We start from the raw sequence: 14,626 nt of genomic DNA on the forward strand, positions 1-14,626 counted from the left end.
CGGGTTGTTATAAAAGAATTTTCCTTAACGTGTGGCATTTCCTGAGATTCTCTACCATGCTCATAAAACCTCACCATCATGTGTGAGGTTTTTCGTAGTTGCTGATTAATCTCAAGGAAAAAAGGTTATGAAAAAGACGACTGCTATTTTGCTGGGAACGGCGTTTCTGTTTACCACCAATACCTTTGCGGCTGAACTGCTGACGAAAAATGAATTCGAGAAAGTCGAATCGCAGTATGAAAAAATCGGTACGGTAAGCACTTCAAATGAAGTCTCTATTGATGATGCAAAGAAAGAATTGATTGAAAAAGCAGATAAAGAAGGTGCCGACGTACTGGTGCTCACGTCAGGTAATACCAACAACAAAATTCACGGCACGGCCGATATTTACAAGAAAAAATAATGTCCTGCAGCCATCCCGGATCCGGGGTGGCTGTGCGTCACGCTTTCCCTCTGTAACACCTCTCTCTTCCCCGGCTTCATTTAACCCCCTGTCCTCAGGCCGAAACGCGCGGTTACACTTGCTAACGCAGATATAATGCGTATAGTTCTCATTTGCATTACACATAAACTTTTCTAAGGCCCGACAACGGGCTATTTTTGCGCGCACATTTAATGAGTCCATTATGAACAACACCAGAATGCATAAAACACTGCTGGCGCTCGCCATTGGCGCAGTGACCCACGCTGCCCTTGCGGCAGAGGCAAAGCCAGAAGACACCATGGTCGTCCAGTCTGCCACCGGGCCTGATTTCACTCCCGGCGGCGACCAACTGGTACCCGCCTTCCTGGATGGACAGGTGGCAAACGGCGGCCGTCTGGGGATGCTCGGCCAGCAGAATGCCATGGACGTGCCGTTTAATATCATCAGCTACACCTCGAAGCTGGTGGAAGATCAGCAGGCGAAAACCATTGCTGATGTGGTTGCCAACGATGCGGGCGTGCAGTTTGTTCAGGGTTACGGTAACAGCGCCGAAACCTTCCGTATTCGTGGCCTGAAGTTTGACGGCGATGACATGACCTTTGGCGGCCTGTCCGGCGTGCTGCCGCGTCAGGTTGTGGATGCCCAGATGGTCGATCGCATTGAAATTTTCAAAGGGGCAAACTCGCTGATGAACGGCGCGGCAAGCTCCGGCGTGGGCGGGATGATTAACCTTGAGCCAAAACATGCGGGCGACGTCCCGCAGGCGAAAGTGGGCGTGGACTACACCTCCGACTCACAGATTGGCACCACGCTCGATGCTGGCCGACGCTTTGGCGACAACGACCAGTTCGGCGCGCGCGTGAACCTGGTTCACCGGGAAGGGGAAACCGGCGTGCCGAACGACCGCCGCCGCACCACGCTGCTCTCCACCGGTCTGGATTACAAAGGCGACAATTTCCGTACCTCGCTGGATCTGGGCTATCAGAAGAAAACCTTCCACGGCAGCCCGACCAGCGTCAACATTTCCGCCGTGGACTTTGTGCCAGAGCCGCCGAAAAACGATCGTAACTTCTCGCAGAAATGGGCCTACAGTGACATTGAAAACGAGTTCGGGATGTGGCGCAGCGAGTACGACATCACTGACAACTGGACGGCCTATACCGGTCTCGGCGCGCAGCACGCGCACGAAGAGGGGATCTACAGCGCGCCGAAGCTGGTGGACAAGAGCGGTAAGGCCACGGTCAGCCGTCTTGATACCAACCGTATCAGCGATTCCGTCAGCGGTATGGCGGGGATACGCGGTCACTTCACTACCGGCTTTGTCTCGCACAAGGTCAACGTGGGGTATTCCGCGATGACCAAAAACGAAAAAATCGCCTGGAAAATGTCGGCGACGGCGGATAACCCAACCACCAACATTTACCACAACACCGGCGTCGCGATGCCGGACAGCTCCAATTTCAACGGCTCTGGCGGCAAATACAGCGATCCGCTGACCAGCGGGCGCACCCGCACTCAGGGCTGGCTGCTGAGCGATACCCTGGGCGTGCTGGATGACAAGCTGCTGTTTACCGCTGGTGCACGTCATCAGAAAGTGGTCATCCGCGGGTACAACAAAATTACCGGTGCGGAAAACGACGCGGACGGTTTTGACGGCAGCCGCTGGATGCCAACCTACGGTGTGGTTTATAAACCGTGGGAGGAAATTTCGCTCTACGCTAACCACACCGAAGCGCTGCAACCGGGTAAAACCGCGCCCAACACGGCCACCAACTACGGCCAGAGCACCGGTATCGTTCACTCTAAGCAGAATGAAGTGGGCGTGAAGGCGGACTTTGGCCGCGTGGGCGGCTCCCTGGCGCTGTTTGAGATCAAAATGCCGTCGGCGATCCTCGACGACAGCGGTCACTACGGCCTGGACGCTGAGCAGCGTAACCGTGGCGTAGAGCTGAACGTCTTCGGCGAGCCAATGCTCGGGATGCGTCTGAACGCCAGCGCCACCTGGCTGCAGGCCGAGCTGACCAAAACCAAAAACGGCGTGAATCAGGGCAACGATGCCATTGGTGTCCCGAACTTCTACGCCGTGCTGGGCGCAGAGTACGACATCAAACCGATTGAGGGCCTGACGGCTACCGCCCGCGTCAACCACTCCGGCACGCAGTACGCCGACCTCGCGAACAGCAAAAAGCTCGACAGCTATACCACGCTGGATCTGGGCATGCGCTATCGCTTCGCGGTGAACCACAATGAAAACCAGATGACGGTGCGCGCGGGCATCGACAACGTGACTAACGAAAACTACTGGTCCAGCGTTGACGATTCCGGCACCTACATCACGCAGGGCGAACCGCGTACCTTTAAGGTCTCGGTTGGCTACGAGTTCTAAGCGTTCCACCTCGTTATCCGGGGCAGGGATGCCCCCATCCTTCCGTACCTTGTTATAAAATTGTAATAAAAGCTTCTTACACTGGCCTCCAGACCTTTACCTCTTGGCCAATGACAGGAAGCCGCTATGGGCAGACCCCTCAAATCCGTATTTAAAAAAGAACATCGCGACGATATCACTAACCGCAGCGCTAACCCGGTATTCTCCGAGGTTGCGGAGGTATTCCTCTCCCGCCGCCGTTTTTTACAGATGGGCGCCGTGGCGGGTGCTGCCGCTTCATTCCCTTTTCTGATCAAACCTGAAAGCGCCATTGCCGCAGTATCAAAGCCTTCTGCACTGGCAAAAGCGGTTTCCCTGGGCTTTACCAGCATCGACGTATCCACGGAAGATACGGTCAGGGTGCCGGAAGGCTATATCGCCCGTCCGTTTTATCGCTGGGGTGACCCGACGGGGATCAAGAACAACATGCCGGCGTTTAAACAGGATGCCAGCAACACCACCGACGAACAGGCCGTGCAGGCGGGCATGCACCACGACGGGATGGCGTGGTTTAGCCTGCCGCAAGGGAAACAAAACCCGGAACATGGCCTGCTGGCGCTGAATCATGAGTACATCGATAACGGGATGCTGTTTACCGATGGCACGGCCAACTGGAATCTCGACAAGGCCCGCAAGGGGCAGAACGCGATGGGCGTGTCGGTGGTGGAAGTGAAAAAATCGGGCAGCGACTGGCAGGTGGTTCGCCCGTCTTCGTATGCCCGCCGCATTACCGTCAATACGCCGATGCAGCTTACCGGCCCGGCACGGCATCAGGACTTAATGAAAACCGCCGCTGACCCGCAGGGGGAACGCGTGCTGGGCACCATGCAAAACTGCGCCAACGGCCATACGCCGTGGGGCACCTATCTCACCTGCGAGGAGAACTGGTCGGATATTTTTGTCAAAAAAGCCGATCTTAATCCGCTGGAAAAACGCTACGGCATCAGCGACAGCGATGAATCCTACCGCTGGAACGAGGTGGATGACCGCTTCAGCGTCGATAAAACCCCTAACGAACCCAACCGTTTCGGCTGGGTGGTGGAGATTGATCCCTACGATCCCAGCTCCACGCCGCGCAAGCACACCGCTCTGGGCCGCTTCAAGCATGAAGGCGCCGCCGTCACGCTCGCCGCCGATAACCGCGTGGTGGTCTATATGGGGGACGACCAGAAGTTTGAGTACATCTATAAATTCGTCTCGGACAAAAAATACGATCCTGCCAACCGTGAAGCCAATATGCAGCTGCTGACGTCCGGCACGCTGTACGTTGCCCGGTTCAACGAGGAGGGGAGCGGCGACTGGCTGCCGCTGATCTTCGGGCAGAATGGCCTGGATAAAAGCAACGGTTTCGAAAGCCAGGGCGATCTGCTGATCAAAACCCGTCTGGCGGCCGACGTGGTGGGGGCGACGAAAATGGATCGTCCAGAGTGGATTGCGGTCGATCCGCACGCCAGCGGCAGCGTCTACTGTACGCTCACCAACAACAGCGATCGCGGTAAAGAGGGCAAGGCGCCGGTCGATGCCGCCAACCCGCGTGCCAACAACGTGTTTGGTCATATTATGCACTGGCACGAAGAGGGAGCCGATCCGGCCGCCGCTCGCTTTAAGTGGGATATTCTGGTGATGGCCGGGCGTACCGACAGCGACGATCCGAAGGCCAAAGGCTCCATGCAGGGGGCAGCATTCGGCAGCCCGGATGGCCTGTCGTTCGATCACCAGGGCGTGCTGTGGATCCAGACCGATGTCTCTTCCAGCACCATTAATAAGAAAGCGTACGAAGGGATGGGCAATAACCAGATGGTGGCTACCATTCCGGGCACCAATGAGTATCGCCGTTTCCTGACCGGCCCACGCGGGTGTGAAATCACCGGGATTGCGTTTACGCCGGACAACCGCACGCTGTTTATTAACATTCAGCATCCGGGAGAGGGCGGGGATGATATTACCGACCCGGCCAATCCGCGTGCTGTTTCCAACTGGCCAGACGCGAACCCGAACGGGCGTCCGCGTTCGTCGACGGTGGTGATCACCAAAGCGGACGGTGGGATCATCGGTTCGTGACGTTTATCCGCCGGGTGCACGCAGTGGCCCGGCGTTAAACTTGCTACCACCAGCATGAAGTGTTAAAACGTGCCCCTTCTAAAAAAGAGACAGGGGTAGGACGTGAAAGACGCGTCATCCGCTTCAGGCAACGGTAGCGCTGAAGCTTCGTCGGAACAGAACCCGACGCTGCAACGTGGTTTGCAAAATCGACATATTCAGTTAATTGCCCTTGGCGGCGCGATCGGTACCGGGCTGTTCCTGGGTATCGGCCCCGCCATTCAGATGGCTGGCCCGGCGGTCCTGCTGGGGTACGGTATCGCCGGGGTTATCGCCTTCCTGATCATGCGCCAGCTCGGCGAGATGGTCGTCGAAGAGCCGGTGTCAGGCTCGTTCGCTCACTTTGCCTATAAATACTGGGGCCCGTTCGCAGGCTTCCTCTCCGGCTGGAACTACTGGGTGATGTTTGTGCTGGTGGGAATGGCCGAACTGACCGCCGCAGGCATATATATGCAGTACTGGCTGCCCGAGGTGCCAACGTGGGTCTGGGCTGCGGCCTTCTTTATTATCATCAACGCCGTTAACTTCGTGAACGTGCGCCTGTATGGTGAAACCGAGTTCTGGTTCGCGCTGATCAAGGTGCTGGCGATTATCGGCATGATCGGCTTTGGCCTGTGGCTGCTGTTCTCAGGCCACGGCGGCAAGCGGGCCACTCTCGACAACCTCTGGCAGCACGGCGGCTTCCTGGCGACGGGCTGGAAGGGGCTGATCCTGTCGCTGGCAGTGATTATGTTCTCGTTCGGCGGGCTGGAGCTGATTGGGATCACCGCGGCCGAAGCGCGCGATCCGCATAAAAGCATTCCAAAAGCGGTTAACCAGGTGGTGTACCGTATTCTGCTGTTCTACATCGGCTCGCTGGTGGTACTGCTGGCGCTCTACCCGTGGGTGGAAGTGAAGTCCGACAGCAGTCCGTTTGTGATGATTTTCCACGATCTGAACAGCAACGTGGTGGCGTCGGCGCTGAACTTCGTCATTCTGGTGGCGTCGCTGTCGGTCTATAACAGCGGGGTGTACTCCAACAGCCGCATGCTGTTTGGCCTTTCGGTGCAGGGGAACGCCCCGAAATTCCTCACCCGCGTCAGCCGCCGCGGCGTACCGGTCAACTCTCTGCTGCTTTCCGGCGCTATCACCTCGCTGGTGGTGCTGATCAACTACCTGCTGCCGAAATCCGCCTTTGGTCTGTTGATGGCGCTGGTTGTCGCCACGCTGCTACTGAACTGGATCATGATCTGCCTGGCGCACCTGCGTTTTCGCGCCGCGATGCGCCGCAAGGGGCGTGAGACGCAGTTTAAGGCGCTGCTCTATCCGGCGGGGAACTATATCTGTATCGCGTTCCTGGCGATGATCCTGGTGCTGATGTGCACCATCGACGACATGCGTCTGTCCGCGATGCTGCTGCCGGTGTGGGTGGTGTTCCTGTTTATCGCGTTTAAGCTCTCACGCAAAAAGTAGCCCGTTTTTCTCCCTCTCCCTGTGGGAGAGGGCCGGGGTGAGGGCAACAGACCGCATCAAACCAGACCGCACCTGCCTTCACGCCCGGTGGCGCTGCGCTTACCGGGCCTACATGTTGCACTATTAAATCTCAAACGCTATCCGTTTCCCGTTTGGTAACGTTACATCGATGCTTAGCTCCCCTCCAAGCGCACTCACATAGCGTTTGAGCGTTGAAAGTCGGGGGTCGTTTCCCGGCTGTTCGATTTTCGCCACCGTGGGTTGTTTTACCCCCATTGCCACAGCCAGTTCTGTCTGCGAAATATTGAGCTCATCCCGCAGTTGGTTCAGCGCAACAATTCTGCGCATTACTTCAACTTTCGCCGCAATGCGCTCCTGACTTTCCGCGCTCTGTTGTGCCATAAGTTCTTTTAGCGTTGCCATATGGCCTCCTTATTCGCCAGATGTCTGTGATACTCAACGTCAGCCAGCGCTATCATCTCTTTATAAAACCGTTTTTGGTTGCAACCGGTTTTGTCCCCGGCACAGAGCACAATTGCTTTGCGGTCAGGATCAAAAGCAAAAAAGGCCCTGATGGGATTTCCTCTGTGCTGAATTCGTAACTCTTTCATGTTCCCAAAGGCTGAAGCCTTCACGGTGTCTACAAACGGCCGCCCAAGTTGCGGACCAAACTCAGAAAGAATATGCATTGCTGCCAGCACATCTTCTTTTAACGCTGTTGTTTGTTCAAAGAACCATTCATCAAATCTGTCTGTTGTCTCGACGTTCCACATCGTTTCTCCTGTAGCTTCCTCGCCTTATTATCTTATAGCCTATTGGCTATAATTCCAATCAGAACACATCTGTTTATCAGGCAAGCCTCTTTATCGTGACCCCCCTCCCAAATCTTCTACGATCCACAGGATCTTTATTTTGTAATCGATTACTTTTTGTTTGAGCTGTTTTGTAATCGATTACTTTTGAGGGTGAGGCTTATCATGGTGTCAACAACTGAAAGTAGTGGAAAGGCGATAGCACCGCACCGGCTGCTGGTGCCGCGTCTGTCGCTGATGATGTTTCTGCAGTTTTTTATCTGGGGAAGCTGGTCGGTCACGCTGGGTCTGGTGATGACCCAGCACAACATGTCGTTGCTGATTGGCGATGCGTTCTCCGCCGGGCCTATCGCCTCTATTTTGTCGCCGTTTGTGCTCGGCATGCTGGTGGATCGCTTCTTCGCTTCGCAAAAGGTGATGGCGGTGATGCATCTGGCCGGGGCAGCAATCCTCTGGTTCGTGCCGGGCGCGCTGATTGCTGAAAACGGTGCGCTGCTGATCGGTCTGCTGTTTGGTTATACGCTCTGCTATATGCCGACGCTGGCGCTGACCAACAATATCGCCTTCCACAGCCTGGCGAACGTGGATAAAACCTTCCCGGTGGTGCGCGTGTTTGGCACTATCGGCTGGATTGTGGCGGGCATTTTCATCGGCGTCACCGGCGTGGCGGCAAGCGTCACCATCTTCCAGGTGGCGGCAGTCAGCTCCGTGCTGCTGGCTCTCTACAGCCTGACGCTACCGCACACGCCTGCTCCCGCGAAAGGGCTGCCGGTGCAGGTTCGCGATCTCTTCTGCGCGGATGCCTTTGCGCTGCTTAAAACCCGCCACTTTTTCGTCTTTTCCGTCTGCGCGATGCTGATCTCCGTCCCGCTGGGGACCTACTACGCCTACACTGCCTCGTATCTGGCGGATGCGGGTATTGCGGATGTCAGTACCGCCATGTCGTTCGGGCAGATGTCTGAGATCGTCTTCATGCTGGTCATTCCGCTGCTGTTCCGCCGCCTGGGCGTGAAAATCATGTTGCTGATCGGCATGCTGGCGTGGTTTGTGCGCTACGCCATGTTTGCGCTGGGCGTGAGTGAAGAGGGGCGCATCCTGCTCTATCTCGGCATTCTGTTGCACGGCGTCTGCTACGATTTCTTCTTTGTCGTCGGCTTTATCTATACCGACCGGGTCGCAGGCGAAAAGGTCAAAGGTCAGGCGCAGAGCATGATCGTGATGTTCACCTACGGCATCGGCATGCTGCTTGGCTCGCAGATATCCGGCGCGCTCTATAACCGCCTGGTGGCCGGGCAGGCCGTTCCGCAGGCGTGGGTCACGTTCTGGTGGATCCCGGCGGTGGCTGCCGCGGCGATCGCGCTGATTTTCCTTCTCACGTTTAAGTATGACGATGACAAGGCGTAATGTTCTGGAGGTGGTATGAGAACGATTAAGGGACCGGGTATTTTTCTGTCGCAATTTATTGGTGTGAATGCACCGTTCAACAGGCTCGACGGGCTAGCGGGCTGGGCGGCAGCGATGGGCTATAAGGCGGTGCAGATCCCCTGTAACCATCCGGCTATTTTTGATGTGCAGAAAGCGGCGGAAAGCCAGACCTATTGTGATGACCTCACCGGCACGCTGGCGGAGCACGGGCTGGTGATCAGCGAGCTGTCGACCCATCTGGAAGGCCAGCTTGTGGCGGTAAACCCGGTGTACAGTGACGCGTTTGACCACTTCGCCTCTGCAGCCGTACGCGGCAATGACGCCGCCCGGCAGGCGTGGGCCACAGAAAAACTGAAACAGGCCGCTGTGGCCTCGGCGAGATTAGGCCTGAAGGCGCACGCCACCTTCTCCGGCTCGCTGGCATGGCCGTTTTTCTACCCGTGGCCGCCGCACAATGAGCAGCGTTTTCAGGCGGCGTTCCAGGAACTGGCAACCCGCTGGCGCCCGATTCTGGACGCCTTTGACGAGCAGGGCGTGAACGTCTGCTTTGAGCTGCATCCGGGGGAAGATCTGCACGATGGAGTGACCTTTGAACGTTTTCTGGCGCTTGTTGATAACCACCCGCGCTGCAACATTCTCTACGACCCAAGCCATATGCTGCTCCAGCAAATGGACTACCTGACCTTTATCGACATCTACCATGCGCGTATTAAAGCGTTTCACGTGAAGGATGCCGAGTTTCGCCCCAACGGGCGCAGCGGCGTCTACGGCGGCTACCAGCCGTGGCTCAACCGGGCCGGGCGGTTCCGCTCACTGGGGGACGGGCAGATCGACTTCAAAGGCATCTTCAGCAAGCTGACCCAGTACGACTACGACGGCTGGGCGGTGCTGGAGTGGGAGTGCTGCCTGAAGGATGGCGATACCGGCGCGAGGGAAGGCAGCGAGTTTATCCGCCGTCACATCATTCCGGTCTCCGGGCGTGCGTTTGATGATTTTGCCGCAGGGGGTAACGATGATTAACGTCGGCATTATCGGCAGCGGGTTTATCGGCCCGGCGCATATCGAGGCGCTTCGGCGTCTCGGGTTTGTGCAGGTGGTGGCGCTTTGCGACGGTACGTTTGCCGAGGCGCAGGCAAAAGCGCGTCAGCTTAACGTGCCGCACGCCTTCGACAGCGTGGAAGCGTTGCTTGCACATCCGGATTTACACGTGGTGCACAACTGCACGCCAAACCATCTGCACGCGGAGATTAACCGCCAGATCCTGCGCGCGGGAAAACACGTCTTTTCCGAGAAGCCGCTGTGCATGACCCCGGACGAAGCGCGTGAGCTGGTAGCGCTGGCGGAGCAGGCAGGGGTGATCCACGGCGTCAGCTTTGTCTATCGCCAGTTTGCCATGGTGCGCCAGGCCGCAAGCATGATGAGGGCGGGTAGCATCGGGCGGATCTTCGCCGCGCACGGCAGCTATCTGCAGGACTGGATGCTGCTGGAAACGGACTACAACTGGCGGGTGGATGCGGCCCTGGGCGGTGCGTCGCGCGCGGTGGCGGATATCGGTTCGCACTGGTGTGACACGGTGCAGTTTGTTACCGGGCGGCGCATCACCGAGGTGATGGCCGATTTATCCATCGTCTGGCCGACGCGCAAGGCAAACGTGGCAGGCAATCACACCTTCACACATGACGAAAACGCGCAGTATGAAGACAAGCGGGTCACCACCGAAGACGTTGGCTCAGTCCTGTTCCGCTTTGACGACGGCAGCAAAGGCTGCTTTAGCGTTTCGCAGGTGAGCGCCGGGCGCAAAAACCGTCTGACGTTTGAAATCAACGGCAGCGAACGGTCGGTGGCATGGGATCAGGAGGTGCCGCAACAGCTGTGGATTGGCCACCGCGCGCAGGCCAATCAGACGCTCAGTGACGATCCGGGTCTGATGAACCGCGATGTGGCCGACAGCGCTCACTTCCCCGGCGGACACATCGAAGGCTGGCCCGATGCGTTTAAAAACATGATGGCGCAGTTTTACCGTGCCGTACAGGCCGGCGTGATGCCCGAACGGCCGGCGTTTGCGACGTTCCACGACGGGGCGAACGTGATGTATATCATTGATGCCATTGTGAAAAGCCATCAGCAGCAGCGCTGGGTTCGTGTGCAAGCGTAACGCGTTGCCCGGTTCGCCGGGCAACGAATTTATGGTAGCCTGCATAAAACGTTAACCGCAGGAAGTGCCGTCGCTATGTCAATTCAGAAAATCGCTCAGCTTGCCGGAGTGTCCGTGGCAACGGTCTCGCGCGTGCTTAACAACAGCGATACCGTGAAGGCGAAAAACCGCGAGCGCGTCCTGCAGGCCATTAAAGAGAGCAATTACCAGCCCAACCTGCTGGCACGCCAGCTGCGCACCGCGCGCAGCTATATGATCCTGGTGATGGTCTCGAATATCGCCAACCCGTTCTGTGCCGAAGTGGTGAAGGGCATTGAAGAGGAAGCCGAGAAGAACGGCTACCGTATTTTGCTGTGCAATTCCGGGTCTGATATCGAACGCTCCCGCTCGGGGTTAAGCCTGCTGTCGGGCAAAATCGTCGACGGCATTATCACCATGGATGCCTTCTCAAAATTGCCTGAACTCGCCGCCCTGATCGGCTCCGCGCCGTGGGTGCAGTGCGCCGAATACGCCGATGCCGGAACGGTCTCCTGCGTGGGCATCAATGATGTGGACGCGTCACAGCATGCCATCAGCCAGCTTGCCGACGGCGGACGCAAACGTATCGCGATGATCAATCACGATCTCAGCTACAAATATGCCCGCCTGCGCGAACGCGGCTACAAAAGCGTGCTCCACCTGCGGGATCTGGATTATCAGGCGGTGGAATATGCCCGCGATCTCAGCTCCAGCGCGGGCATGGCGGCGATGCAAAATTTGCTGAAGGACAACCCGCCGGACGCGGTGTTTGCCGTGTCCGATACCCTTGCGGCAGGGGCGCTGCGGGCCATACAGCAGGCGGGGCTGCGCGTGCCGGAGGATATCGCGGTGGTAGGGTTTGACGGTACGGAGCTGGCGGAGATGATCTCGCTGACCACCATTGAACAGCCTTCGCGGGATATCGGGCGCAAGGCAGTCGATCTGCTGTTGAATAAAATCGATAACCCGGATGCGCCCACGGAGAGGGTGATGCTGGACTGGCGCTTTATTTCCCGCGCCAGTACCTGATTATTGTGCGATGCTGCCCGCCAGGGAGCGAATATCGTTCCCGGTGGGGGACTGATGAATACGCAGACCAAATTCATCCACCACGGCAAAAATATGGTCGAAGATGTCAGCCTGAATCTCTTCATATTCCGCCCAGACCACCGTGTTGGTGAAGGCATATATTTCAATCGGCAGACCATTTGCGTCAGGCGCCAGCTGGCGCACCATCAGCGTCATATCTTTACGAATACGCGGGTGGTTACGCAGATATTCATTCAGATAGGCGCGGAAGGTGCCGATATTGGTCATCTTGCGCAGGTTTAATACCGATTCCCCTTCACCGTTTTGCTGATTCCACAGGTTTATTTCCTCATGACGCGCGGCCAGATAAGGCTTCAGCAGTTTCGCCTGAATCAGCTTCTGCTGCTCCTGCTCGTCGAGGAAGTGAATGCTGGTGGTGTCGATATTCAGGCTGCGCTTAATGCGTCGCCCGCCGGAGGCAGACATGCCGCTCCAGTTGATGAACGCGTCGGAGACCAGCGCCCACGTCGGAATGGTGGTGATGGTGTTATCGAAGTTGCGGACTTTAACCGTGGTGAGACCAATGTCCGTCACCGTGCCGTTAGCGCCGTATTTCGGCATCTCCAGCCAGTCGCCGAGCTTGAGCATATCGTTAGCGGAGAGCTGAATACCGGCGACCAGCCCCAGAATGGGGTCTTTAAACACCAACATTAACACCGCCGCCATGGCCCCCAGGCCGCTTATCAGAATGGCGGGTGACTGGCCGATCAGCAGGGAGATGATTAAGATCCCCACCAGAATGGCGCTCACCAGCTTGATCCCCTGGAAGATCCCCTTCAGCGGCAGCTGTGAGGCGGTCGCCATTTTCTGCGACAGATTAAAAATCACGTCCAGCAGCGAGAAGAAAGAGAGCAGGGCATACACCATCACCCACAGCTTCGCGCAGGTGGTGAGCATTTCCGCTGCTTCGCTGCCTTTTTGCAGCCACAGTACCGCCTGAACGTTGACGATTATCCCCTGAAGGGTAAACGCCAGGCGGTGAAATAACTTGTTCTGAGTAATGATCTGCAACCATAAATGGCTGCTGGCCTGCGCGCGTTTCTCAAAAGCGCGGAGCACCACTTTGTGCAGAATAAAATGAACAATGATGGCGGTAAGAAAAATAATACCAAAGATAATCACTAACGAGGTGGTGTGATTAATTTCAATCCCTAACTCTTCAACCTGAGCAATTAATTCCTGCATAACGTCTCCTGTATTGATGCAGCCCCATAATGGCGGCTGCGGATCTATTATGCAAATTCGCGGCTTATTTGGTGGCGTGGCAGGTTTTCACCACCGGCAGGCACAGACGATGGCGCATACGTAACGTTGCCAGCCCCAGCACGATCATCATGCCGGTTTCCACGGCGAGGAAGACGTTAATCGCCTGGGTGTAATCGCCGTGGTGGTTTTGCAGCGCGTGCAGCAGGATCGCACCAAAAATCGCCGGGCCAAGCCCCAGGGCGGCCTGCTGCAGTGTACTTAAAATCGCGCTGGCCGCTCCGGCATCGTCAGGCTGAATGTCGCGCATCCCGATGCGGTAGAAGCTGTTGACGATCAGTGCCTGCCCATAGCCAACCAGCCCGGTTGCCGGTGCCAGCGTCAGCGCCGTGTTGTCCATGCCCCAGAGACGGAAGGTGGCAATCAGCGCCAGCAGGCCGATAATCTGAATCGCCAGCCCGGTCAGCAGAATCGAGCTGGTGCTGTAGCGGGCAATCAGACGCGGGGCAAACCATGCCGATATAAAATAGGTCACCCCCAGGGCGATAAAACTGTTCCCCGACTGCCACGGTGCCATTCCCAGACCGGTTTGCATGGTCAGCGCCATACAGAACATAAACCCGGACCAGACGCTGAAAAAGAGCAGCGCAATCAGCACGCCAAAGCGGATGCTGCGAAGCTGCATCAGACGCGGCGGGATCAGCGGATGGGCATCCTCACGCTCTTTTTTACGGGCATTTAAGACCATCAGATACCCCAGCGGGATAATCGCCATCAGTGCGGCCTTCAGCGGCCAGGACCAGTGCCACTGCGGGCCGAGGGCCATCGGAAACAGCAGGCAGCAGAGAATGACGGCCAGCAGGACGGTGCCCGTCCAGTCAATGCGCGACGGGGTTTCGCGACGGGTTTCCGGCACATAGCGACGGCTCAGCCCCAGAACCACCAGACAGATGGGCACGTTGATAAAGAAGGCGTTACGCCAGCCCAGCCCGGCGATATCTGCCGACACCAGCCAGCCGCCGCCCATCTGCCCGACGATAAACGCAATGCCGCCGATACCGCCAAACAGGCTGATCGCTTTCGCATGGGCCGTGCCTTTTAGCGTCACGTGCAGCGTGGCGAGGATTTGCGGCACGATCAGCGCCGCTCCTGCGCCCTGAATGATGCGCGCGGCAAGCAGTTGCTCAATGGTTCCCGCCATTCCGCACAGCAGCGACGCCAGGCCAAAACTTGCCACGCCCCACATAAACAGACGACGGCGCCCGAGGTTATCCCCGAGCTTGCTGCCAAGGGCAAGGCAGACGGCGAAGGCCACGCCGTAGAGCGCGACAATCAGCTCCAGTTCGGTGGCGGTGGCGTGCAAGGAGTGGGTGATAGCGTCCAGCGCTACGTTGGTGATCGAGGTATCAATCAGCGGCAGCATCTGGCCGGTTAACAGCAATATCAGGCCTGCGCGACCCGGTGAAACAACTGACGTATTCATGGTAACTCCATTGCGTCATTCAACAGATGGTCGTAGCATC

12 protein-coding genes are annotated in these 14,626 nt (G+C 57.2%); 8 read left to right on the forward strand and 4 right to left on the reverse strand.

What is annotated here, in order from left to right; translation table 11 throughout:
• Positions 1 to 127 precede the first annotated feature (127 nt).
• From yahO to pheP, 4 genes are all read left to right on the forward strand, one after another.
• Positions 128 to 403, forward strand: a complete 276-nt coding sequence (gene yahO / locus APU11_RS11295; protein WP_013097697.1) for a DUF1471 family periplasmic protein YahO — start codon at positions 128 to 130, stop codon at positions 401 to 403.
• A 223-nt stretch (positions 404 to 626) separates the two neighbouring features.
• Positions 627 to 2,810 carry a TonB-dependent siderophore receptor gene (locus tag APU11_RS11300; protein ID WP_058651674.1) on the forward strand — a complete coding sequence of 728 codons (2,184 nt, stop codon included), beginning with the start codon at positions 627 to 629 and terminating at the stop codon, positions 2,808 to 2,810.
• Between the two features lie 126 nt (positions 2,811 to 2,936).
• Positions 2,937 to 4,910 carry a PhoX family phosphatase gene (locus APU11_RS11305; RefSeq protein ID WP_057071947.1) on the forward strand — a complete coding sequence of 658 codons (1,974 nt, stop codon included), beginning with the start codon at positions 2,937 to 2,939 and terminating at the stop codon, positions 4,908 to 4,910.
• Between the two features lie 102 nt (positions 4,911 to 5,012).
• Positions 5,013 to 6,401, forward strand: a complete 1,389-nt coding sequence (gene pheP / locus APU11_RS11310; RefSeq protein WP_058651675.1) for a phenylalanine transporter — start codon at positions 5,013 to 5,015, stop codon at positions 6,399 to 6,401.
• Positions 6,402 to 6,524: 123 nt separating this feature from the next.
• Here pheP and APU11_RS11315 read toward each other — a convergent pair whose 3' ends face one another.
• Positions 6,525 to 6,824, reverse strand: a complete 300-nt coding sequence (locus APU11_RS11315; protein WP_058651676.1) for a helix-turn-helix transcriptional regulator — start codon at positions 6,822 to 6,824, stop codon at positions 6,525 to 6,527.
• The gene (locus APU11_RS11320; protein ID WP_013097692.1) at positions 6,812 to 7,174 is read right to left on the reverse strand and encodes a type II toxin-antitoxin system RelE/ParE family toxin; all 363 of its coding nucleotides are present in this window, start codon (positions 7,172 to 7,174) and stop codon (positions 6,812 to 6,814) included. Before APU11_RS11320 ends, APU11_RS11315 begins: the two co-directional genes overlap by 13 nt.
• A 204-nt stretch (positions 7,175 to 7,378) precedes the next feature.
• On the opposite strand from APU11_RS11320, the gene APU11_RS11325 reads away from it, so the two are divergent.
• The 4 genes from APU11_RS11325 (at position 7,379) to APU11_RS11340 (ending at position 11,840) form a co-directional block, all read left to right on the forward strand.
• Complete coding sequence (locus APU11_RS11325) at positions 7,379 to 8,617, forward strand: MFS transporter (RefSeq protein WP_058651677.1); 1,239 nt, start codon at positions 7,379 to 7,381, stop codon at positions 8,615 to 8,617.
• A gap of 15 nt (positions 8,618 to 8,632) precedes the next feature.
• Positions 8,633 to 9,658, forward strand: a complete 1,026-nt coding sequence (locus APU11_RS11330; RefSeq protein ID WP_058651678.1) for a sugar phosphate isomerase/epimerase family protein — start codon at positions 8,633 to 8,635, stop codon at positions 9,656 to 9,658.
• Complete coding sequence (locus APU11_RS11335; protein WP_058651679.1) at positions 9,651 to 10,793, forward strand: Gfo/Idh/MocA family oxidoreductase; 1,143 nt, start codon at positions 9,651 to 9,653, stop codon at positions 10,791 to 10,793. The genes APU11_RS11330 and APU11_RS11335 overlap by 8 nt, the downstream gene beginning before the upstream one ends.
• Positions 10,794 to 10,868: 75 nt before the next feature.
• Positions 10,869 to 11,840: a LacI family DNA-binding transcriptional regulator gene (locus APU11_RS11340; protein ID WP_023620419.1), complete on the forward strand. Its 972-nt coding sequence runs from the start codon at positions 10,869 to 10,871 to the stop codon at positions 11,838 to 11,840.
• Here the strand turns inward: APU11_RS11340 and APU11_RS11345 are convergent, their stop codons facing one another.
• Together APU11_RS11345 and APU11_RS11350 are read right to left on the reverse strand one after the other, a co-directional pair.
• Positions 11,841 to 13,085: a mechanosensitive ion channel family protein gene (locus tag APU11_RS11345; RefSeq protein ID WP_060578484.1), complete on the reverse strand. Its 1,245-nt coding sequence runs from the start codon at positions 13,083 to 13,085 to the stop codon at positions 11,841 to 11,843.
• A 64-nt stretch (positions 13,086 to 13,149) separates the two neighbouring features.
• Positions 13,150 to 14,586 (reverse strand): MFS transporter, encoded by a 1,437-nt coding sequence (locus tag APU11_RS11350; RefSeq protein WP_029882609.1) that lies wholly within the window; start codon positions 14,584 to 14,586, stop codon positions 13,150 to 13,152.
• Positions 14,587 to 14,626: the final 40 nt, after the last annotated feature.

It is taken from the genome of Enterobacter sp. 50793107 (assembly GCF_001463365.1).
In the GTDB taxonomy this organism is placed as follows: domain Bacteria; phylum Pseudomonadota; class Gammaproteobacteria; order Enterobacterales; family Enterobacteriaceae; genus Enterobacter; species Enterobacter cloacae.

What these genes read in the sequence shown, in the direction of transcription:
- APU11_RS11335 (WP_058651679.1), top strand. Translation starts at nt 9,651, where the DNA reads ATGATTAACGTCGGCATTATCGGCAGCGGGTTTATCGGCCCGGCGCAT.
- APU11_RS11305 (WP_057071947.1), top strand. Translation starts at nt 2,937, where the DNA reads ATGGGCAGACCCCTCAAATCCGTATTTAAAAAAGAACATCGCGACGAT.
- APU11_RS11330 (WP_058651678.1), top strand. Translation starts at nt 8,633, where the DNA reads ATGAGAACGATTAAGGGACCGGGTATTTTTCTGTCGCAATTTATTGGT.
- yahO (WP_013097697.1), top strand. Translation starts at nt 128, where the DNA reads ATGAAAAAGACGACTGCTATTTTGCTGGGAACGGCGTTTCTGTTTACC.
- APU11_RS11320 (WP_013097692.1), bottom strand. Translation starts at nt 7,174, where the DNA reads ATGTGGAACGTCGAGACAACAGACAGATTTGATGAATGGTTCTTTGAA.
- APU11_RS11300 (WP_058651674.1), top strand. Translation starts at nt 627, where the DNA reads ATGAACAACACCAGAATGCATAAAACACTGCTGGCGCTCGCCATTGGC.
- APU11_RS11340 (WP_023620419.1), top strand. Translation starts at nt 10,869, where the DNA reads ATGTCAATTCAGAAAATCGCTCAGCTTGCCGGAGTGTCCGTGGCAACG.
- APU11_RS11315 (WP_058651676.1), bottom strand. Translation starts at nt 6,824, where the DNA reads ATGGCAACGCTAAAAGAACTTATGGCACAACAGAGCGCGGAAAGTCAG.
- APU11_RS11325 (WP_058651677.1), top strand. Translation starts at nt 7,379, where the DNA reads ATGGTGTCAACAACTGAAAGTAGTGGAAAGGCGATAGCACCGCACCGG.
- APU11_RS11350 (WP_029882609.1), bottom strand. Translation starts at nt 14,586, where the DNA reads ATGAATACGTCAGTTGTTTCACCGGGTCGCGCAGGCCTGATATTGCTG.
- APU11_RS11345 (WP_060578484.1), bottom strand. Translation starts at nt 13,085, where the DNA reads ATGCAGGAATTAATTGCTCAGGTTGAAGAGTTAGGGATTGAAATTAAT.